This window comes from Bacillus sp. hwrm1 (genome assembly GCF_040207805.1).
Taxonomy (GTDB): Bacteria; Bacillota; Bacilli; order Bacillales; family Bacillaceae; genus Bacillus; species Bacillus velezensis.
In genome coordinates this window covers 3,059,397-3,079,819 of the sequence record NZ_CP157943.1, presented here as the reverse complement: position 1 = coordinate 3,079,819, position 20,423 = coordinate 3,059,397, and the positions used below count along the sequence as shown (strand labels likewise).

Sequence of the window (20,423 nt, the reverse complement as noted above, 5' to 3'; positions counted from 1 at the left end):
CAACAGGGTTGAATACAATAAAAAGCCAGTGGAAAGACATTGTAACGAACAAGAAACTGTTAATCCCCATCATTGCCATATTATTCGTTCCGCTGATCTACAGCGGAGTGTTTTTGAAGGCGTACTGGGACCCGTACGGCACGGTGGATCAGCTGCCGGTTGTCGTTGTCAACCAGGATAAAGGGGCGGACTACGAAGGGAAACATCTTCAGATCGGTGACGATCTTGTGAAAGAGTTAAAGAAAAATGATAATTTTGATTGGCATTTTTCAAGCGATCTTGATCAATCGTTAAAGGACTTATTAAATGCTAAATATTATTTATTGGTCGAGATTCCTGAAGATTTTTCTAAAAACGCCAGCACGGTAATGGATAAAAATCCGAAGAAGCTGGATCTGAAATATCATACGAATGCCGGATCAAACTATGTCGGCGCGACAATCGGGGAAAAGGCGATCGACAAACTGAAAGCCTCCGTGTCGAAAGAAGTGACAGAGCAATACGCAAAAGTCATTTTTGATAACTTTAAAGATATTGCCAAAGGGCTCGGCAAAGCCAGCAGCGGAGCCAAGAAAATAGACGACGGCACGAAAAACGCGAAAGACGGCAGCGCCAAGCTGAAGGAAAATTTAGCGAAGCTTACTGAAAGCACCGCCACCATCGGCGATAAAACACAGCAGCTTGCAGACGGCGCGGCGAAAGTGACAAGCGGAATTCAAACGCTTGACAGCTCTATCGCAAAACTTCAGAGCGCAAGCGCCGAAATTCAAGATAAATCAGGACAGATTGCTTCAGGAGGAGGCCAAGTGGCCAGCGGGCTGAAAACAAGCCTTGACGCACAAAAGCAGCTCCAGCAAAAGCTTCCGGATTTAACGAATGGATTAAGTGCGTTAAACAGCAAGGCGCAGGAAGTGTCGCAAAAAGCGGCGGCATTTGAAGATGCGATCAATTCAGTCAACCTGTCAGACATTGAAAACGCGGTTGGGCAGCTTGAACAGACTGAAAAGGATCTGCAGCAGTTTAAGAAGAAGCTTTCTGATCTGAAAAACAGCCTGGATGCCCGGGATGACGCGGTCAAAAAGGTGATTAAGGACAGTGATTTCTTAACGGATGAGCAAAAAGCGAAACTTGTTCAGCTTCTGAATGAGAAGCTTCCGAAGGCCGACCTTCCGGATTTAGACAATATCGTCAGCCAGCTTCCGTCCGGCGGAGATATTCAGCTTCCGGATATGTCAGTCATAAAAAGCGCGCTCAAAGATGTAAAAGCGAAGGCTGATCAGCTGAAAGCACTGCCTCAGTCCACATCGAAACTGTATAACGGCGCAGCGGCGGTACAAGACGCGATTAACCAGCTGACAGCGGGAACTGATAAATTATACAGCGGAGCGCAGACCGTTTTTGAAAGCCAAAACAAACTGACAGCCGGCATCGGCGAATACAACAGCAAGTTCGGACAGCTCAAATCAGGATCAGAAGCGTTAGTGTCAGGGAGCGGCCAAGTATCAGGCGGCTTAACGAAACTGCTGGACGCGCAAAACAAAATCCATGACGGTTCGTCCAAAATTGAGCAGGGGCAAGCGTCTCTCGGCACCGGTTTAAGCAAGCTTTTAGACGGCACCGGACAATTGTCCAGCCAGCTGAAAGATGCGGCCGATCAAACCGGGGACATTAAGACAGATGACAAAACGTACAGCATGTTTGCCGATCCGGTAAAAACGGACGATAACGCGATTCATTCCGTGCCTAACTACGGTACCGGACTGACGCCTTATATTCTCTCTATGGGCTTGTATGTCGGCGGATTGATGCTGACGGTCGTATTCCCTCTGAGTGAAGCTTCAGGGCGTCCGAGAAACGGTTTTGAATGGTTCCTCAGCAAATTCAGTGTTATTCTGCTTGTCGGACTGATTCAATCCGTTATTGTCGCCACGGTTCTGTTAAAAGGAATCGGGCTTGATGTGGAAAGCACGTGGAGATTCTATCTCTTTACGATGATTACCAGCATCGCGTTCCTGTCCATGATTCAATTATTGGCGACAACGATGGGGAATCCGGGACGCTTTATCGCTGTCATCATTCTGGTGCTCCAGCTCGGGGCAAGCGGAGGAACCTTCCCGCTTGAACTCCTGCCGGGATTCTATCAAGTGATTCACGGGGCACTGCCGATGACTTACAGCATCAACGGGTTCCGTGCCGTCATTTCAAATGGCGACTACGGCTACATGTGGCAGCAGGCATCCATTCTGTTGGGCATCGCCGTTGTCATGATCGCGCTGACCATCGTGTATTTTACGGTGCAAAGCAAAAAAGAACACAAAACGGAAGAAGAAATAACAGCATAAGAAAAAGAGGCTCTGAGCAGATGCTCAGGGCCTCTTTTTTTAGATTTCGATCGTCGTATTATTAAAATCCCCATCTTACCAACAGTCCGGTATACGTCAATCCGCCGCCGAACCCGAATAATACCAGCGTCTGGCCTTCCGACAGTTTTTTTGCTTTCACAGCTTCATCCAATGCGAGAATAATAGAAACCGATGAAGTGTTGCCGTAATATTCAACGCTTGTCAACGTCCGTTCAAGTGGGAAGGGCAGTTTTTCGCAGATGGATTCGATCATCCGCATGTTGGCGCTGTGAGGAACGAACCAATCCAGATCGTCTTTTGAAAAGCCGGCTTTTTCTAAAAGGGCATTGCATTCCTCAGGCACGGTTCTGGCCGCCCATTTATATACTTCGCGCCCGTTTTGCACCATGTTTCCTCCGCCTTTAAGCGGCTCGCCGTTTAATTCTGCGCTCAGTCCCGTGCGATACAGCACGTCCGCGCTGCCTCCCGCTGTTCCTTGCACGGCTGCCAAAAAGCCCGGCGCTGATTCATCGCGTTCCACCAATAGGGCGCCTGCAGCGTCTCCGAAAAGAACGCAGGTCGTCCGGTCAGTATAATCCGTTACCTTTGATAATGTTTCACCGGCAATGACAATCACTTTTTGATGGGAACCGGCGGTAATTAATGCGTCTGCGAGCTGAAGGCCGTAAGTGAGTCCGGCGCATGTAGCGTTAATATCAAGCGCCCCCGTGTGCGGCCAGCCGAAGTAAGCCTGCACGCGTGCCGCGGTGCTTGGAAACGCATAGTCCGCCGTCGTTGTGGCGACAAGGATCATATCGACATCATCAAGAGTTCCGCTGTATCGTTCTGCAAGGTTTTTCACCGCTTCCACACACAAATCCGATGTGAATTCATGTTCGCCGGCAATGCGTCTTTCCTTCATACCGGTGCGCTGGACGATCCATTCATCAGATGTATCGACGATACGCTCCAAATCCGCGTTTGTTAATCGGCGTGCCGGAGCATATGTACCGATTGCTGTAATTTTAGATTTTGACATGAAAAAATCACTCCTTTATATCAGATTATAACACCTGATATTATTACTTGGTACTAATTTTAATAAAAAAACCCAAGCAGCATCCGCTGTTTGGGGAGCATGAGATATCTATTTGTAAAACGGGCTTGTGTGAACGATTACCAATGACGGCAGCAGCGGCGGCATGAATGATGATGCTTCTTTTTGTCTTTCTTCTTTTTTTCTTTCTTCTTTTTACAAGGGTCTTCTTTTTTCTTTTTACAGTGATCTTCTTCTTTTTTACAGCCCCAGAAGGCTGCACCAGACCAATCATCCTCAAACCAATCCTCAAACCAATCATTATGAAACCTTTTCCGCTTGTGCGGTTTACGGCTGATCATACATTTCCCTCCTATGCTCATGCTCCCTTCATTCTATGAAAAAAGAGAAGGAAAAGATTGGACGGGTTGTGGATCAAAAGAGTATATTTTAAGAAGAATAAAATTGATAGGAGGAATGACCTGTGGCAAATATGAAACATACGATGGAACTGATTAAAGAATTGGTGTCGATTCCGAGTCCGACGGGCAATACATACGAGGTTATCGCCTATACAGAAAGTCTTTTAAAAGAATGGGGCGTCTCCTCTTACAGAAACCGCAAAGGCGGTCTTTTTGTCACAATTCCCGGCCGTGATGACAAGAAACACAGATTGCTGACGGCGCATGTCGATACGCTCGGCGCGATGGTAAAGGAGATAAAGGCGGACGGCCGGCTGAAGATTGACTTGATCGGCGGCTTCCGATATCACTCGATTGAAGGGGAATATTGCGAGATCCAAACTTCTTCCGGCAAAACCTATACAGGCACCATCTTAATGCATCAGACTTCAGTGCACGTCTACAAGGACGCCGGCAAGGCAGAGCGAAATCAGGAGAATATGGAAGTCCGCCTTGATGAGCCTGTCCGGACGAAGGAAGAGACGTCCGATCTCGGTATCAGGGTCGGCGATTTCATCTCATTTGACCCGCGCGTGCAGATTACGCCGAGCGGCTTTATTAAGTCCCGGCATCTTGATGACAAAGCGAGCGTGGCTCTGCTCTTGAATTTAATCCGCCGCATCACGGAAGAGAAAATCGAACTTCCGTATACGACGCATTTTCTGATTTCTAATAATGAAGAAATCGGCTACGGCGGCAATTCCAACATTCCTCCTGAGACCGTCGAATACTTGGCTGTTGATATGGGGGCGATCGGCGACGGCCAGTCTACGGATGAATATACCGTCTCCATTTGCGTGAAGGATGCGAGCGGCCCGTACCATTATCAGCTCAGAAAACATCTGGCCGGGCTTGCGGAGCGCTATGGCATTGATTATCAGCTTGATATTTATCCGTATTACGGTTCTGATGCCTCAGCAGCCATCCGTTCGGGCCATGACATCGTCCATGGGCTGATCGGCCCGGGAATTGATGCTTCACACGCTTTTGAACGCACGCATGAATTATCGCTTCTTAATACGGCGAAGCTTTTGCACCGGTACGTTTTATCGCCGATGGCATAAAAAACCCTGCGCGGAAATCATTCCGTGCAGGGTTTTCATTTTAACCTGAGATGGTTGTGTTTTGTTCTGTTTTGGCGAGGCTCATGACCTTCGCGCCTTTAACGGGATCATACTGGCCTTCCCATTTTGACATCACAACGGATGCCAGCGCGTTTCCGGTCAGATTGACGACCGTACGGGCCATGTCCATAATCCGGTCAACACCGGCGATGAATGCAAGGCCTTCTGCAGGAACGCCGATTGTGCCGAGTGTCGCAAGCAGGACGACGAAAGAAGTCCCGGGCACGGCAGCCATTCCTTTGGAAGTGACCATCAAGACAAGCACAAGGGTAATCTGCTGCCAAATGGTCAAGTCAATGTGGTATACCTGAGCGAGGAATAAAGCGGCGATTGATTGGTACAGCACAGATCCGTCTAAGTTAAAGGTATATCCGATCGGCACAACAAAGGAAACAATACCTTTCGGACAGCCGATTTTCTCCATCTTCTCCATGATGCGGGGGAGTACGGTTTCGGAGCTTGACGTACTGAACGCCAATAAAATTTCATCCTTCATATAGGCGAGGAATTTGAAAATGTTTACTCCGGCAAGCTTTCCGACGATTCCGAATACAACAATGAGAAAGAAAGCCAAAGCTACATATACTAAACCGACCAGTTTACCGAGTGAAAGCAGGGAACTGAGCCCAAATTTGGAAACGGTAACACCGATCAACGCAAAAACACCAAACGGCGCAACTTTCATGACGAGGTTCACAACATGGAACATCGCATGAGAAACACCTTCAAAGAAGGCCAATACGGGCTTTCCTTTTTCACCGATTGCCGAGATGCCGAGTGCAAACAGCACGGTAAAGCAGATGATGGCAAGCAGATCTCCTTCGGCTAATGATTGGAAGAAGTTTGTCGGTACGATATGCAGGAATGTGTCCGCAACGGATTTACCGCTTTGTTCTTTTTCTGTTTCAACATATTGACTGATATCTGTCTTTTGAGCTTCATGTATATTAACGCCTGCTCCCGGCTGAAACAGATTCGCCAAAGCCAGCCCGAGAATAATGGCAAAAGTGGTAATGATCTCAAAATACAAAATCGTTCTGAAGCCTAATTTTCCGACTTGTTTTCCGCTTCCCGCGCCGGCAACGCCGATGATTAAGCTGGAGACGACAATTGGAATCACTATCATTTTGATTAAGCGTAAAAACAAATCGCCGATAGGCTGTAAATATGTTGGAATGGCGGGATTGCCGTACCAGATGACACCGACTACAACCCCTAGTATGAGTCCGACGAAAATTTGCGTCGCTAGTCCAAAGCGTAATTTTTTCATAGATTACCTCCCGAAGAAAAAAGTGCAATAAGTATCTAAAAAGATAGCTATTAGAACAAATTATAATAGAAAAGAAAACAATCCGTCTATAGAAAAATATAGATTGAAAATACTGAATCTTTTAAAACGTACAGATAATTGCTAATAATGGTGAATAACGCCCTATTCAGAAAGTATGATGACGGCCGAAAAAACGGGCGCCGCACAACTTAGAATTGTGCGGCGCCCTATTGTCACATATCCTTAATTTTCAAGCAGTCATTGCACAGATTAATGTGACACTCATACTGCTCAACAATCTCATTTCCGCATTCTTCGCATTTCTTACCGGGTAAATTTCTGAAAAAATCCGACATCTTTTCCAACATACCCATCCCTCTTTCATTGTTTTGTCTCTATATTGTATTATAACAGTTTTGGAAAATCAACGGCTGTTTTGACACAATGTTTAAAACATGCAATTTGTACGAAAAATAGGTATATTGGAGGAAAGGATCTTTTTATCATAAACATTCGGAGGATTATATGAAAGTTACAGTTATTGGATGCTGCGGCGGGTTTCCGGCCGCAAACGAAGCAACTTCAGGCTATCTGTTTCAGTCCGGCGGCTATTCTCTGCTCGTCGATTGCGGAAGCGCCGTATTATCAAAGCTGTTTGCCTATGTTCCGGCAGAAGAGCTTGATGCCGTCATTTTGTCCCATTATCACCATGATCATATCGCTGATATCGGGCCGCTTCAATTTGCCAAACAGGTCGGCTCCTTTCTCGGAAAAGGGACGCATGCACTGCCGATTTACGGGCATGATGCTGATATAGAACAGTTTGAGCGCCTTACATATAAAACGCATACAAAGGGAGTGGCCTATCAGCCGGACCGCCCGCTTTCTCTAGGTCCGTTCACCATTACCTTTCTGAAAACAGTGCATCCGGTCACTTGTTATGCGATGCGGATTACTGACGGTTCAGCTTCTGTTGTGTATACGGCTGATTCAAGCTACCAGGACGCGTTTATCCCGTTTGCGGAAAATGCCGATCTGCTGATCTGCGAGTGCAATTTTTACGCAGACCAGGACGGCACGTCAGCCGGCCATATGAACAGTTTGGAAGCCGGACGTATCGCGAAGGAGGCCGGAGCGGGGGAGCTGATTCTCACGCATCTGCCTCATTTCGGCGAGCACCGGAAGCTGAAAGAAGAAGCGGAATCCGTGTTCGGGGGCGAAGTGACAATCGCCGCTTCCGGATTGAAGTGGGAGAAATAAAGGAGGAGCACCATGTTATTTATCGACAACCAAAACATAACCGACCCGAGGATCAACCTCGCGATCGAGGAATATTGCGTGAAGCATCTCGACCCTGAACAGACATACCTGCTGTTTTATGTCAATCAGCCGTCGATTATCATTGGGAAGAACCAAAACACAATAGAAGAAATCAATACGAAATACGTAGAAGATAACGGAATTATCGTCGTCCGCAGGCTGTCAGGAGGCGGTGCGGTTTACCATGACCTCGGGAATCTGAATTTCAGTTTTATCACGAAGGATGACGGCGACAGCTTTCACAATTTTAAAAAATTCACCGAACCCGTTATTCAGGCGTTGCGCCAGCTCGGTGTGGAAGCTGAATTAAGCGGCCGAAATGACATCGTGGCGGACGGCAGAAAAATTTCCGGCAACGCTCAATTTTCGACGAAAGGGCGTATTTTCAGCCACGGAACATTAATGCTGGATTCCGCCATTGATCATGTTGTGTCAGCCTTGAAAGTGAAAAAAGACAAAATTGAATCAAAAGGCATTAAGTCGATCAGAAGCCGTGTCGCCAACATCAGCGAGTTTCTTGATGACAAAATGACGGCGGATGAATTCAAAAAGCACCTGCTTCACCATATTTTTAATACAAATGATCTTTCCGAAGTGCCGGAATATAAACTGACCGATGAAGACTGGAAAGCGATCCGGAAGATTTCCGAAGAGCGTTATCAAAACTGGGACTGGAATTTCGGCAGGTCGCCCGCATTTAACCTTCAGCATTCGAAACGTTATCCGGTCGGATCGATTGATCTGCGTCTTGAAGTGAAAAAAGGAATCATTCAGGACTGCAAAATTTTCGGTGATTTCTTCGGTGCGAAAGATGTGAGTGAAGTCGAACAGGCGCTGACCGGAAAACAGTATGACCGAACCGCTATCAAGGAGGCGCTGGCCGGAATCGATCTGAAACAGTATTTCGGCAAAATAGAGCTGGAAGATTTCCTCGAGCTGATTTATTAGAACATTTGCCGAACGCATGATTTGAATCAGCGCCCGTTTTTGTGAAATGATAGAACCATAATGAATGGGGAGGGATCATGATGAAAGTATTTCTCATCGGAGCAAACGGACAGATCGGACAGCGGCTGACCGGGCTGTTTCAAAAAGACGGCACGCATACGCTGCGGGCGATGGTCCGGAAACAAGAGCAGAAAGAAGCGCTTCAAGCCGCGGGAACAGAAGCCGTTCTTGCAGATTTGGAAGGAAGCCCGGAAGACATCGCGAAAGCCGCTGAAGGCTGTGACGCGATTGTGTTTACCGCCGGATCAGGAGGAAGCACCGGATACGATAAGACGCTTTTGATTGATCTTGACGGAGCCGCGAAAGCGATAGAAGCGGCAAAGATAGCCGGCATCAAGCGGTTCATTATGGTAAGCGCCCTTCAGGCTCATAACCGCGGCAATTGGAATGAAGCGCTGAAGCCGTATTACGCCGCAAAGCATTATGCGGATAAAATTCTTGAAGCGAGCGGTCTGACGTATACGATTATCCGGCCGGGCGGGTTATTAAATGATCCCGGCACGGGAAATATCAAAGCCGCGGCTGATTTAGAAAGAGGCTCCATTTCAAGAGAAGATGTCGCCAAGACCGTTATCGCATCCCTTGATGAACCGAATACGTATGAAAAAGCGTTCGATCTGACAGCGGGCGGCACGCCGGTCAGTGAAGCGCTGAAACAATTATAGTTTCCGGTTTTACGGCACTCGGGGCTTTTTGCCCTTGAGTGTTTTTCTATATTTTTCTATAATAAAAGTGAACGTTTATTCCGGATAAATGAATGACTATTCATTCATTACAATTTTTAAAGGGGTGGGAAAATGAATCTGGTTTCCAAATTGGAAGAAACGGCATCGCAGAAACCGGAAAAACCAGCTTGTCTGTTTCAAGATCAGTACATGACGTATGAGGAGCTGGCAGGTAAAATCAAAGCATTTGCAAACGGCTTGGGGGACAGGGGACTGAAAAAAGGGGATCATCTCGCGCTGCTGCTCGGAAATACGCCTGATTTTGTTATTGCGTTTTTCGGTGCGTTAAAAGCGGGAATTGTCGTCATACCTGTAAATCCGGCATATACACCTTCAGAAATCGCATACATGCTGAAAAACGGCGATGTCAAAGCGATCGCCGGCATCGACCTTTTAATTCCCGTATTTGAAAGCCTGCACGGCTCGCTGCCGCTGCTGGAGCATATCATTATCAGCCAGACAGCAGAGAACGCTCCATCGACAGAAGACCCTCAATTGCGCTTAAAAATGACAACGTTTGCAAAAATGCTCTGCCCGGCGGAGCGCAGCAGAACTTATCCGATATTGTCCAAAGATGATACTGCCGTCATTTTATACACCTCAGGGACGACCGGAAAACCGAAAGGCGCCATGCTCACCCATCAGAATCTTTTCTCCAATGCAAATGATGTCGCCGGATACTTAGGAATGAATGAGAAAGACAAAATTGTGGCGGCATTGCCGATGTTTCACGTTTTTTGTTTAACCGTTTGTATGAATGCGCCTCTGATGAGCGGAGCGTGTGTCTTAATCGAGCCGCAATTCAGCCCGGCTTCTGTGTTTAAACTGATTAAAAGCCGTCAGGCAACCATTTTTGCCGGCGTTCCGACGATGTATAACTATCTGTATCAATACGAGCACGGCAAGGCGGAGGATTTTGCGTCCGTCAGACTGTGCATTTCAGGCGGGGCCTCCATGCCGGTCGCTCTGTTGCAGACGTTTGAACAAACCTTTGACGTCACCATTCTGGAGGGGTACGGACTTTCTGAAGCGTCTCCGGTTACTTGTTTTAATCCGTTTGACCGGGGGAGAAAGCCCGGCTCGATCGGGACGAATATTTTACATGTCGAAAATAAAGTCGTCGATACGCTCGGACGCGAATTGCCCGACCATCAAGTGGGAGAATTGATCGTGAAAGGGCCGAATGTGATGAAAGGCTATTACAAGATGCCCGAGGAGACGGAGCACGCGCTGAAAGACGGCTGGCTGTACACGGGTGATTTGGCGAAGCGCGATGAAGACGGTTATTTTTATATCGTCGACAGAAAAAAAGATATGATTCTCGTCGGCGGATACAACGTCTATCCGCGCGAAGTAGAAGAAGTGCTCTACAGCCATGAGGGCATTAAAGAAGCCGTGGTCATCGGCGTTCCTGACGCCAAAACGGGGGAAGCGGTGCATGCTTATATAGTGCCGGGGGACGGTGAGCTGACAGAGCAGGCGGTTTTTGATTACTGTGAAACACATTTGGCAAAATATAAACGGCCGGCGGAAGTGGTTTTTCTTGATGAGATTCCGAAGAACGCGACCGGGAAGCTGCTGAGGCGGGCGGTCCGGGACATGCTTCCGAAATGACGGACGAAAAGCGAAGCCGGGGGCTTCGCTTTTACATGCTGATCCGGTCAGCTCTGCGATTCTTCCTTAATGATGCTTTGCACAAGCTTCGTATCATGCCGGGTCAGTTTGTAATACGTGTTTTTATACTTGTACAGCATATAATTGCCGCCTTCGAGCCACATGCTGAATGAATCAAAACGGTCTTCATGGTATTTGACCGTTCCGTCGTAATCGGGAGATACGCTTTTGGTCAGTTTGACTTGTTTTCCTTGGTTCAAGATATCGAGCATATCTTTTACATTCTGCCTGTCTTTAATTTTGATTTCTTTTTTTCCGTGCTCAGACAGAATAATCAGATCTGCGTTGCTTGATGGAAACACATCGCCGGTCCGGCTGTATACATAGAAGAAAGCAATAACCAAAAGGGCGATTACTACAATAAACGCGATTATTTTTTTCATATTCATCACTCCGTCTTTTAGTCTTTCCCGCTTCCTGTTGTTCCATTCTTTTCTGTTATGAAAAGATTAACATCCGTTTCGGAGGCCTGGTTCTATTTATTTGCATTTATGCTTACAATAGGAGTAAGTCATCAGGCTAAGGAGGGAGACTTCCATGCGCAAATGGATAGCGGCAGCGGGACTTGCTTATGTGCTGTACGGCCTTTTTTTCTATTGGTATTTCTTTATGACAGGCGACTCCGCCGTCCCGGAGGCCGTAAAGGGAACGAAAGCCGATCCGTCCTCGTTTATGGACCCGGGCCGCCTGGAAGCCGCTGAAAACTTTTCAAATGTAAAGGATTTTTTATTTTTCATCGGTGCGCCGTTAGATTGGTTTTTATTTTTTCTGCTGCTTATTACGGGGCTTGCCAAAAAAATAAAGCATTGGCTGGAAGCAGCGGTGCGCTTTCGGGTGCTGCAAATCGGAAGCTTCGTATTTGTGATTTCACTCATCGTTACGGCGGCTTCGCTTCCGCTTGAATGGATCGGATATCGGGTTTCGCTTGCGTATCATATTTCGACGCAGACAACAGCAAGTTGGATAAGAGACCATGTCATTGATTTCTGGATCAGTTTTCCGCTGTTTGCCGTGTGTGTGCTTGTGTTTTACTGGCTGATCACAAAGCATACAAAAAAATGGTGGTTTTACGCTTGGTGTCTTACTGTGCCGTTTACCCTGTTTTTGTTTTTCCTGCAGCCGGTCGTGATTGATCCTTTATACAATGATTTCTATCCGCTGAAAGACAAGGAGCTGGAAAGCAAAATCTTGTCGCTTGCCGACAAGGCCGATATTCCGGCCAGCCATGTTTATGAAGTAAATATGTCGGAGAAAACGAATGCGCTGAATGCGTATGTGACGGGAATCGGTTCGAATAAGCGAATCGTTTTGTGGGATACGACGCTTAACAAACTGAAGGATCGGGAAATTTTGTTCATTATGGGGCATGAGATGGGGCACTATGTGATGAAGCACGTGTACATCGGACTGGCCGGGTATCTCCTGCTGTCATTAGCCGGGTTCTATATCATTGACAAGCTTTATAAGCGGCTGTCCAAATTCTTCGGCCGAATGCTTCATATAAAGGGGCCTGAAGATCTGGCCGCCCTCCCGCTGTTATTGCTGCTCATATCCGTTCTCAGTTTTGCTTCTGATCCGATTACGAATGCCGTCTCCCGGTATCAGGAAAACGCCGCCGACCGTTACGGCATCGAGCTGACCGGAAACCGGGAAGCGGCGATTGAGACGTTTCAGGACTTGGCCGATACGGGACTGAGCCGGGTCAACCCGCCGTTTCTCGTCAAAATTTTCAGAGGGAGCCACCCGTCGATCATGGAGCGGATTGAACATGCGGAGGAAGAAAAATAATAAAAAAAACCGGCGGGGCCATGGCCGACGCCGGTTTTTTTATGTTTTACTGAGCTGCCGCCTGTACGTTGATCAGCCCTTTTCCGTAGTAGAAAGCATCACCAAGTTTTGTAGTGGTGTTTTCTAAACTGCTGCGGACTTGAGTGTTTGTCCAGTTCGGGTGCTTAGAAAGAATCAAAGCAGCCGCTCCGGCAACGTGCGGAGATGCCATTGACGTACCATTGTACGCGCCGTATTTGTTTCCAGGAAGCGTGCTTTGGATAGAGACGCCTGGTGCCATGACATCAAGCTCTGAACCTACGCTTGAGAAAGATGCTCTTTGGTTGCTGCTGTTAACAGCGCCTACCGCAATGACAGAAGGGTATTTACCAGGGTAGCCCACTGTGCTTGAGCCGCCGGAAGTGCCTTCGTTACCGGCTGCCGCAACGACTACGACGCCGGAAGCAACGGCTTTGTCAACTGCCGCTTTTAACGCTGCAGAACCAGAAGGTCCGCCGAGGCTCATGTTAATAACGTCCATATTGTTTGCGATCGCCCACTCAATTCCGTTAATGATCCAGCTGTACTGGCCGGAACCGTCAGCGCCGAGAACTTTTACAGCGTAAAGAGATGCGCTTGGCGCAACGCCTAATACACCGACTGAGTTATTAAGAGCCGCAACTGTACCGGCAACGTGAGTTCCGTGAGAGTTGTAGTCTTGGAAAGGATTTGTTTCAGAAGGAACCATGCTGGCTCCGCCTGCTACTTTTAAATCAGGATGAGAAGAATCGATACCGCTGTCGATAACCGCTACTTTCACATTTGATCCAGTGAAGCCTTGAGAGTGCAGAGCAGGGGCTTTAATTTGTGATACGCCGTAAGGCACGGACTGCGCGTACGCTTTTGCAACGTGATCTTCTTCAACGTAAGCGACGCTTGGGTCTTTTTTCAGCTCTTTTACAGCTTTTTCATTTAATGTAGCTGAAGCTGCGTCTACATATTTGAATTGCTTTTGCACTTTCCCGCCTTTTTCAGAAATGACATCTTTTTTCTTAGCGGCGCTCATCGTGCTCATTGTCTGTTTAAATCCGACAATGTATTTCTTTTCCCCGTTTGATTTCCCTGCCGCCTGGGCAGGAGACGTGCTGCCGAACGCCATCGTAAAGATTAACGCTAAAGCAAACAGCAAACTGATCCATACCTTTTTGCCTCTCACTCTTTATCCTCTCCTTTTTTTCATTTGCAGAACAACCAATAGACAGATTATTCTGTGGATTAATTGTATAGCATGGAATAATATTTTAGTAGACCCAATTTTTTTCAATTTGTTTTATTTCTATTTAGGTATATCATCTCTCTTTCGTTTAATAGGAACCCGAAATATTTAAATTTTAATGGAAAAAACCGATGGAAGGACATGAGTATTTGTACACAGCCGCAATCGCTCTCTTGTTTGCTGGGTCGAACGGTTTGATTCCATTTTTGGAAGCTGCGGCAAAAACAGGATAAATGTCACCTTTTGTTGAATGCAGAAGTCTGATGGAAACGGAAGCGGAATGAAATAAAGCGGCCGGCATGAATCAGTCTTCGGCTTTCTTGACGGAGAAAAGCTGTGAAACCATTTTATAAAAATAATGATAATGAATATCATTGATACTTATATTGTCAATGATATAATTGCGGAAAAACGAAAGAGGGGGAACAGATGAAACAAATGCTCAGTATGCTGATGATCTTATCCGTTCTCTTCATAACGGCATGCTCAGAACGGGAACATGAAACCGCCGTCAGGCACGATCTGGGGACGGCGCATGTGGCTGCGCACCCGCAGCGCATCGCCGTATTGAATGAGGGCTTTATTGATACCCTCCATGATCTCGGCATAAAGCCGGCGGCCGCGGCGGATAACCGGACAGAGCGAAAAGACGGCAGTCCGTCTGTCGGACCACCGTCACACCCTGATTTGAAAAAGATCACTTCGTTAAAGCCCGATCTCATCATTGCAGACTCAAGCCTTCACAGGGGGATATACCGAAAACTGACAAAGATCGCTCCGACAATCGCTTTAAAAAATGAAGCTGCGGATTATCAGGATGCGGTTGACGCTGCCCTTACTATTGAAAAGGCGGTCGGTAAAGATGGCATCATAGAGAAACAATTGTCGGCTCAGGAAGAAAAGCTGAATGACATCAAAAGAAAGCTGGATGCAGAAGGCGGCACGATTTTATTAATTGACGCTGCAAATGACAGCATTTCCGTAAAGGATGATCAGTTTTTTACGTCCCGGCTTTTGACGCTCGCAGGGTTTACCTATGCGGTCCAGACGGATTCCGGCGGGAAATCAGACTCTATCAAGATGGCGCCCGGGCAGCTTTTGCATATCGATCCTGATTACATCGTGCTGTTGGACGGTGAGAAAGAACTCGAAAAAAATCACCTCTGGAAACAGCTGACAGCCGTAAAAAACGGACACGTTTACCGCGCGGACAGGGCGGTATGGACGGAGCGCCGGAGCATTGACGGGGCGGACGCCATATTACATGATCTTCAGAAAAAAATGCTCGCCAAAAAGGCCCAAAACTGAATTCGGGCCTTTTTGTTATGATTCTGATAGGTGGCTGCTTACATTGTAATCTTTGATGCGCCACTTATTTTCAATTCGTTCGATATTGCTTAGGCACGCATTGACAAGCTTTGCGTTTTGGATGCCGGTATCACCGTCAGAAATGGCGGACAAGAGGGCATGAATGGCTGCGCCGTGAGCGACGATCAGAACTTTTTGCTCAGGAAACCGCTCCTGAACTTTCACTAAACCGGCAAGCATTCTGTCTGTCAGCTCTTCTGCTGTCTCCATGTTCGGGTAGTTTTTATCCGGGTAGCGCTTCGACCGTTCCGGTAAAGACATTCCTTCCGCATCACCGTAGCTCCGTTCTCTGAAATCTTCCATGACGACAATGGGAAGATTCAAAAATCCGTTAATAATGTCAGCTGTTTTTCTGGCCCGTTTCATCGGGCTTGAGACGATGACATCCCATTCGGACCCCTTTAAGTACTCTCCTGTTTCTTTCGCCTGACGCTCTCCCGTCGCATTTAACGGAATATCCGATTTGCCTTGAAGCTTCTTTTGGGCATTCCAATCAGTCTCTCCATGTCTTACTAAACAAACGGCAGTCATAAAGTCTCCACTCCGATCATTTTTTATCGATATCATCTATTATACTGCCGTTACGTTAACACTTCAAAGAGAAGCGCCAGTCCGACTCCGCCTCCGCTGCCGATCGCTGCTGCTGCGTAGCGGGCATCCGGGCGTCTTTTTGCTTCATAAAAAAGCCGGGTGACAAGCGCCGCTCCGGAAGCCCCGTACGGATGCCCGACGGCCAGAGCGCCGCCCCGGACATTTATTTTAGAATACGGCACTCGAAGCTGCTGTGAAAAAACGCATATTTTGACGGCAAACGCCTCGTTGATTTCGTATATATCAATATCATCCGGTGACAGGTCCCGTTCCTTCAAAAGTTTTTTGACGGCATAAACCGGAGCTGCTGACGGATAATGCGGATGGACGCCGCTTACCGCGCTTCCGATAAAACGCAATCCCGGCTTTAAACCGAGAGACCGCGCTTTTTGTTCTTCCATCACACAAACTGCCGCCGCCCCGTCAGAAATTCCGCAGCTGTTGGCGGCGGTGACAGAGCCTCCGGACTGAAAGACGGGCTTGGCACGGGAGATGAGAGGCTCCATGTTCCGCTTTTTCAGCATGTTTTCGTCAGCGGCGAATCCGTGACAGGGAAGAATTTCCGGGCGGTACAAGCCGTCTTCGTGCGCTTTGACGCTCCGTTCATAGCTGAGAAGGGCATATTCGTCCTGCATCTTTCTCGTTACGCCGTAAGCCTGTGCCGTATACTCTGCTGCTATGCCCATATCAGGATCGCCGATGTGTTCAGGAGAAAAGCGCGCCCGGGATGAGAAAGGGGAACGGCTGCTGCTCTCCGCTCCTCCCGCGATGTATGTGCTCCCCGCACCGGCTTTAGCAAAGTGGCACGCGACCCTCACGGCGTCCAGTCCGGAGCCGCACTGCCTGTCGATGGTCGTACCGGACACGCTCAAAGGAAGTCCGGCGGCCAAGGCTGACAGCCGGGCGAGATTCCCGCCGCGGCCCGTCGCGTTTCCGATCAGGACTTCATCAATGTCTTCGGGCATGTTCCGGCTCAAATGGCGGATCAGCGGAGCTGCCAAATCTTCTGGGAGACAGTCTTTTAACAGGCCGTTTTCCCGGGCGAAAATTGTCCGTTTCGCATCCGTAATTACAGCTTCCATTCCATCATGTCCTTTGCCTGCTTTTGTACGGCGGCACGGGCGATCTTTCCGCCGCCTGTTTCCGGTATTTCTGAAAACAGCCATTTTTTCGGGATTTTATATGCCGCCAGCTGCTCGCGGCACTGTTTCTTCAGTTCCTTTACATTTGCATCTCCGTCGATCACCGCAACGGCGATGCTGCCCCAATAATCATCAGGAATGCCGATGACGGCCGCTTTTCTGACGCCCGGACAGCGGTTGAGCACACGTTCTATCTCTTCAGGGAATACATTCAGGCCGCCTGATACGATCATCCCGTTTTCACGTCCTTCGATATAAAGATAGCCTTCCCGATCAATATATCCCATGTCATCAACCGTCATCCAGCCGGAATCATCAGGTTTTGCGCCGTTGATGTATCCGGAAAATTTCATCGGGCTGTTCACAAAAATCTTCCCCGTTTCGCCCGGCATGCAGCGTTCTCCGCCGGGCCGGCGGATTTCGATTGTAACATTTTCAAACGGGCGGCCCGCGGCGTCAGGCTTTCGGGCGCTGTCTTCAGGCGATAAGAACGCCACGAAACTCAGCTCAGACGTTCCGTAAAAATCGTATAACCGCAAATGGGGATAGCGCTCTGACAACGCTTGTTTAGACGAAGCGGGCCAGTCTGCACCGGAAGAAATCACCTTGAGCGGTGTATCCGGAAACGCCTCTAGTGAGAGCAGGGCGTCCGTCATTGTCGGAACGGTATATAGAACGTCAGCTTGTCTGAGCCGGTCTTTCATTCCGGCCGGGTTGAATTTTCTTTGAAGGATGACGGTTCCGCCGATAAACAAAGTGCTGACGGCGCCGTATAAAAAGTGTGACGAGCGAAGCATGCCCGGTACCAGCACTTTGTCATCAGGGGAAATGCCGAATTCACGTTTCGTACAAGAAAAGCTCTCCAGCCACGAACGGTGAGAGCGGGTGAAGGCTTTCGGCTTACCGGTCGATCCCGAGGTGAATCCGGTATAAAAGGGCAGGCCGGCGTTTTTGATAAAAGCGCCTTCCATTTTTTCCGCCTCGATCAAAGGCCTGCATTCATCCCACAGGATGACAGGCGTTTTGACGCCGTCCAGTCTGCCGCTCAGCCGGCGGTCACAGATGACGAGGCCGGTTTTGCTGATGTTCAGCTGGTCCGCGAGTTCCGCCGCTGCCGAGCGGGGATCTAACGGAACCGCCGTGCAGCCGGCATGCGCCGCCCCTGCGAAAAGTTGTAAAAAAGGGATGCCGTTCGGCAGTAATATTGCAATGTTTTCCGGCTTACCTGAAAGGCTGCCAAGCCAGTTTGCGGTTTGGTTTACCAGCCTGTTCCAAGTTTGATAGGTGATCTGTTCTGTTTCTGTCTGAATTGCGATCTGTTCCGGCGCTTGTCCGGCTGTATCTGAATATGATGATGTAATCATGATGACTAAAATCAGCTTCCTTTCGTCGGCAAAAGCCGGCTTGCTTGAAGAGTTTTTCTGATTCTTACGGCTGCGAATGAGGCTGCGGCCGCTTTAAGCAGATCTCCGGGCACATAGATGAGGCTGAGCTTTACGGCAGTCAAGATATCAATGTGCATCATAAAAGCCTGAACGGGAATGCCGATGACATACAAAAACAGCACGCCGAACAAGAACTGTCTGATAAACAAATGGGGGACAGCAGCTGAGCGAAGGCCTTGGATGCTGAGGCTCAGCAGTAATGCCGCCAGCGGATATGCGATGAGATATCCGGCGCTCGGCCCGAAAAAAACCCCGAACCCGCCTCTGCCGCCTGAAAGGAGAGGCGCTCCGCATGCCACAATCAGCAAAAACAGCAATTGGCTTAAAAACGCCGCTTTCGGTTTTAGGATGCTTCCCGATAAGAGCACACCGATCGTCTGGAGCGTAATCGGAACCGGCGTAAAGGATAAGAAAAGCGGCGGGAGCACCCCCAAAAGTCCCATAATGGCGGTAAACACGGCAATATGCATCATTTCTGTCAATTTCATTATGTATTCCTCCAGCTTATCAAAATATGTTTATACAATAAAGCGAGTCTTTATATATGTCAACTCTATTATATTTTAAGTTAACATTAAAAAGACCGGCCCTTTATGAAAAAGGCCGGTCGGTTTATCTTTATTCTTCTGTAAGGATAACAAGTGAATCAACGGATGATGCAACGTGGGAAACCGCGCGGCTGACTTCTTGAAGGCCGCCGAGAAAGGCCTGCAAATCAACGTCGATTTTGCCTGTCTGGTCTTTGCTCGTTTTCATGCTTTGGACGATGTCATCAAACAGACGGTTGATCTGCGCCATTTTTTCTTTCGTTTCACTTACAAGTCCGTTTACATCTTTAATATGTTTGGACACAATGTTGATTTGTGTATTGGTATTGTTCACGAGCTCTGATACGGTGGAAACGGTTTTTTTCGTATCCTCTGAAAGCTTTCTTACCTCCGTCGCCACAACGGCGAACCCTTTGCCGTGCTCCCCGGCTCTCGCGGATTCTATTGAAGCGTTGAGTGACAGGAGATTCGTTTGCTCGGCGATCCCCGTCACGATGCCGAAGATTTTTTCGATCTGCTGGGCGATGTCATTCAGCTTGTCCATTTCTTCTTCAATCTGCAGAAGGCTGGCGTCGATTTTATTCATCTGCTGCTGCTGGCTTTCAAGCTCTTTTTTCCCGCCGATTGATTTTTCTTCGACATGTACGGAAGTGACGGTGCCGGCTTTTGACGCCTCGGAAATGCCCTCGGATTTATCGACCAGCTCCTGCACGGCTCTGCTCGTTTCTGAAAACAAATCAGCGAGTGATCCGGATGTTTCCTGGATTTTTTGATGAAGACGGGCTTTCTTTTCCTCTTGTTCGTCACGCTGGCAGTTATATTCGCTCTGGAATGCTTCAAGGACGAGCTGCTGTTCAAGATTCAATATTTTCGTCGTCGCTTTGATCGCTTTTAAAAGCTCATGCAAATCCGGAATGGTTGCTTCATATATGTTCATCATCGACAGAAGCAGATCCTGAAACGCTCCCATATACCATTTCGGTTCAAGGCCGATCCGCAAGTGGATGGAAGCGATGCGCTGTCTTTTTTCAATGAATTCATCATCAATCGTGCCGGCGAACATCTCATGGATATGACGCCGTAATGTTTTTTTCAGGCGCTCGACCGTGCTGTGGTCGTTAATGATCGTCATTAATGATTTTTCGTGGTCCAGGTTTCGGTAAAAGGAATCGACGATTGTTGAGATATGTTCTTTTATTAACGGCTGCAGCTCTTCAAGCACATGAAGTTCTTCGTTTCCCAGCCTGACCATTTTCAGCTGTTTTTGGACATCTGCATATTGATTTGAAAGCGCGATGCGTTTTTTTCCATCGGCTTCCGAAAAAT

General features: G+C 48.1%; 19 protein-coding genes and 1 pseudogene. 8 read left to right on the top strand and 12 right to left on the bottom strand.

The window, feature by feature from the left end; all coding sequences use genetic code 11:
• The first annotated feature begins 8 nt into the window (after window positions 1-8).
• Window positions 9-2,342, top strand: a complete 2,334-nt coding sequence (locus ABK447_RS15360; RefSeq protein WP_007409209.1) for a YhgE/Pip domain-containing protein — start codon at window positions 9-11, stop codon at window positions 2,340-2,342.
• A 61-nt stretch (window positions 2,343-2,403) separates the two neighbouring features.
• Here ABK447_RS15360 and fabHB read toward each other — a convergent pair whose 3' ends face one another.
• Together fabHB and ABK447_RS15350 are read right to left on the bottom strand one after the other, a co-directional pair.
• Window positions 2,404-3,381: a beta-ketoacyl-ACP synthase III FabHB gene (fabHB, locus tag ABK447_RS15355; RefSeq protein WP_003155217.1), complete on the bottom strand. Its 978-nt coding sequence runs from the start codon at window positions 3,379-3,381 to the stop codon at window positions 2,404-2,406.
• Window positions 3,382-3,518: 137 nt separating this feature from the next.
• The gene (locus tag ABK447_RS15350) at window positions 3,519-3,740 is read right to left on the bottom strand and encodes a hypothetical protein (RefSeq protein WP_076423834.1); all 222 of its coding nucleotides are present in this window, start codon (window positions 3,738-3,740) and stop codon (window positions 3,519-3,521) included.
• A 131-nt stretch (window positions 3,741-3,871) separates the two neighbouring features.
• Here ABK447_RS15350 and ABK447_RS15345 point away from each other — a divergent pair, with 131 nt between their 5' ends.
• Window positions 3,872-4,903 carry a M42 family metallopeptidase gene (locus ABK447_RS15345; protein ID WP_007409206.1) on the top strand — a complete coding sequence of 344 codons (1,032 nt, stop codon included), beginning with the start codon at window positions 3,872-3,874 and terminating at the stop codon, window positions 4,901-4,903.
• A 40-nt stretch (window positions 4,904-4,943) separates the two neighbouring features.
• Here the strand turns inward: ABK447_RS15345 and ABK447_RS15340 are convergent, their stop codons facing one another.
• Together ABK447_RS15340 and yhfH are read right to left on the bottom strand one after the other, a co-directional pair.
• Window positions 4,944-6,233, bottom strand: a complete 1,290-nt coding sequence (locus ABK447_RS15340) for a cation:dicarboxylate symporter family transporter (RefSeq protein ID WP_191974066.1) — start codon at window positions 6,231-6,233, stop codon at window positions 4,944-4,946.
• 233 nt (window positions 6,234-6,466) lie between these two features.
• Window positions 6,467-6,589, bottom strand: coding sequence for a protein YhfH (gene yhfH, locus ABK447_RS15335; RefSeq protein WP_370465857.1), 123 nt, complete (start codon window positions 6,587-6,589; stop codon window positions 6,467-6,469).
• A 169-nt stretch (window positions 6,590-6,758) separates the two neighbouring features.
• On the opposite strand from yhfH, the gene ABK447_RS15330 reads away from it, so the two are divergent.
• From ABK447_RS15330 to ABK447_RS15315, 4 genes are all read left to right on the top strand, one after another.
• A complete protein-coding gene (locus tag ABK447_RS15330; protein ID WP_007409205.1) occupies window positions 6,759-7,493 on the top strand; it encodes an MBL fold metallo-hydrolase in 735 nt (244 codons plus the stop codon).
• Window positions 7,494-7,505: 12 nt separating this feature from the next.
• Complete coding sequence (lplJ, locus tag ABK447_RS15325; protein WP_007409204.1) at window positions 7,506-8,501, top strand: lipoate--protein ligase LplJ; 996 nt, start codon at window positions 7,506-7,508, stop codon at window positions 8,499-8,501.
• An 80-nt stretch (window positions 8,502-8,581) separates the two neighbouring features.
• Window positions 8,582-9,226, top strand: coding sequence for an SDR family oxidoreductase (locus ABK447_RS15320; protein ID WP_191974065.1), 645 nt, complete (start codon window positions 8,582-8,584; stop codon window positions 9,224-9,226).
• Between the two features lie 132 nt (window positions 9,227-9,358).
• A complete protein-coding gene (locus ABK447_RS15315; RefSeq protein ID WP_076423837.1) occupies window positions 9,359-10,900 on the top strand; it encodes a fatty acid--CoA ligase family protein in 1,542 nt (513 codons plus the stop codon).
• A 47-nt stretch (window positions 10,901-10,947) separates the two neighbouring features.
• Here ABK447_RS15315 and ABK447_RS15310 read toward each other — a convergent pair whose 3' ends face one another.
• Window positions 10,948-11,343, bottom strand: a complete 396-nt coding sequence (locus ABK447_RS15310; RefSeq protein ID WP_012117225.1) for a hypothetical protein — start codon at window positions 11,341-11,343, stop codon at window positions 10,948-10,950.
• A 154-nt stretch (window positions 11,344-11,497) separates the two neighbouring features.
• Here ABK447_RS15310 and ABK447_RS15305 point away from each other — a divergent pair, with 154 nt between their 5' ends.
• Window positions 11,498-12,748, top strand: a complete 1,251-nt coding sequence (locus tag ABK447_RS15305) for a M48 family metallopeptidase (RefSeq protein ID WP_012117226.1) — start codon at window positions 11,498-11,500, stop codon at window positions 12,746-12,748.
• A 46-nt stretch (window positions 12,749-12,794) separates the two neighbouring features.
• Here the strand turns inward: ABK447_RS15305 and ABK447_RS15300 are convergent, their stop codons facing one another.
• The gene (locus tag ABK447_RS15300) at window positions 12,795-13,943 is read right to left on the bottom strand and encodes a S8 family peptidase (RefSeq protein WP_007409199.1); all 1,149 of its coding nucleotides are present in this window, start codon (window positions 13,941-13,943) and stop codon (window positions 12,795-12,797) included.
• Between the two features lie 489 nt (window positions 13,944-14,432).
• Here ABK447_RS15300 and ABK447_RS15295 point away from each other — a divergent pair, with 489 nt between their 5' ends.
• Complete coding sequence (locus ABK447_RS15295; protein WP_191974064.1) at window positions 14,433-15,311, top strand: ABC transporter substrate-binding protein; 879 nt, start codon at window positions 14,433-14,435, stop codon at window positions 15,309-15,311.
• Window positions 15,312-15,326: 15 nt separating this feature from the next.
• Here the strand turns inward: ABK447_RS15295 and ABK447_RS15290 are convergent, their stop codons facing one another.
• The 6 genes and pseudogenes from ABK447_RS15290 to ABK447_RS20940 form a co-directional block, all read right to left on the bottom strand.
• Complete coding sequence (locus tag ABK447_RS15290; RefSeq protein ID WP_020955595.1) at window positions 15,327-15,902, bottom strand: histidine phosphatase family protein; 576 nt, start codon at window positions 15,900-15,902, stop codon at window positions 15,327-15,329.
• Window positions 15,903-15,952: 50 nt separating this feature from the next.
• Window positions 15,953-17,044 (bottom strand): acetyl-CoA C-acyltransferase, encoded by a 1,092-nt coding sequence (locus ABK447_RS15285; protein WP_032866169.1) that lies wholly within the window; start codon window positions 17,042-17,044, stop codon window positions 15,953-15,955.
• Window positions 17,032-18,468 (bottom strand): acyl-CoA synthetase, encoded by a 1,437-nt coding sequence (locus ABK447_RS15280; RefSeq protein WP_042635031.1) that lies wholly within the window; start codon window positions 18,466-18,468, stop codon window positions 17,032-17,034. Before ABK447_RS15280 ends, ABK447_RS15285 begins: the two co-directional genes overlap by 13 nt.
• Window positions 18,469-18,479: 11 nt before the next feature.
• A complete protein-coding gene (locus tag ABK447_RS15275; protein WP_020955598.1) occupies window positions 18,480-19,037 on the bottom strand; it encodes a biotin transporter BioY in 558 nt (185 codons plus the stop codon).
• A 130-nt stretch (window positions 19,038-19,167) separates the two neighbouring features.
• On the bottom strand, window positions 19,168-19,965 hold the full coding sequence (locus ABK447_RS20945) for a methyl-accepting chemotaxis protein (protein ID WP_371265894.1): 798 nt from the start codon (window positions 19,963-19,965) through the stop codon (window positions 19,168-19,170).
• 9 nt (window positions 19,966-19,974) lie between these two features.
• Window positions 19,975-20,349, bottom strand: a pseudogene (locus ABK447_RS20940) (protoglobin domain-containing protein); the annotation flags it as partial.
• Between the last annotated feature and the right edge of the window lie 74 nt (window positions 20,350-20,423).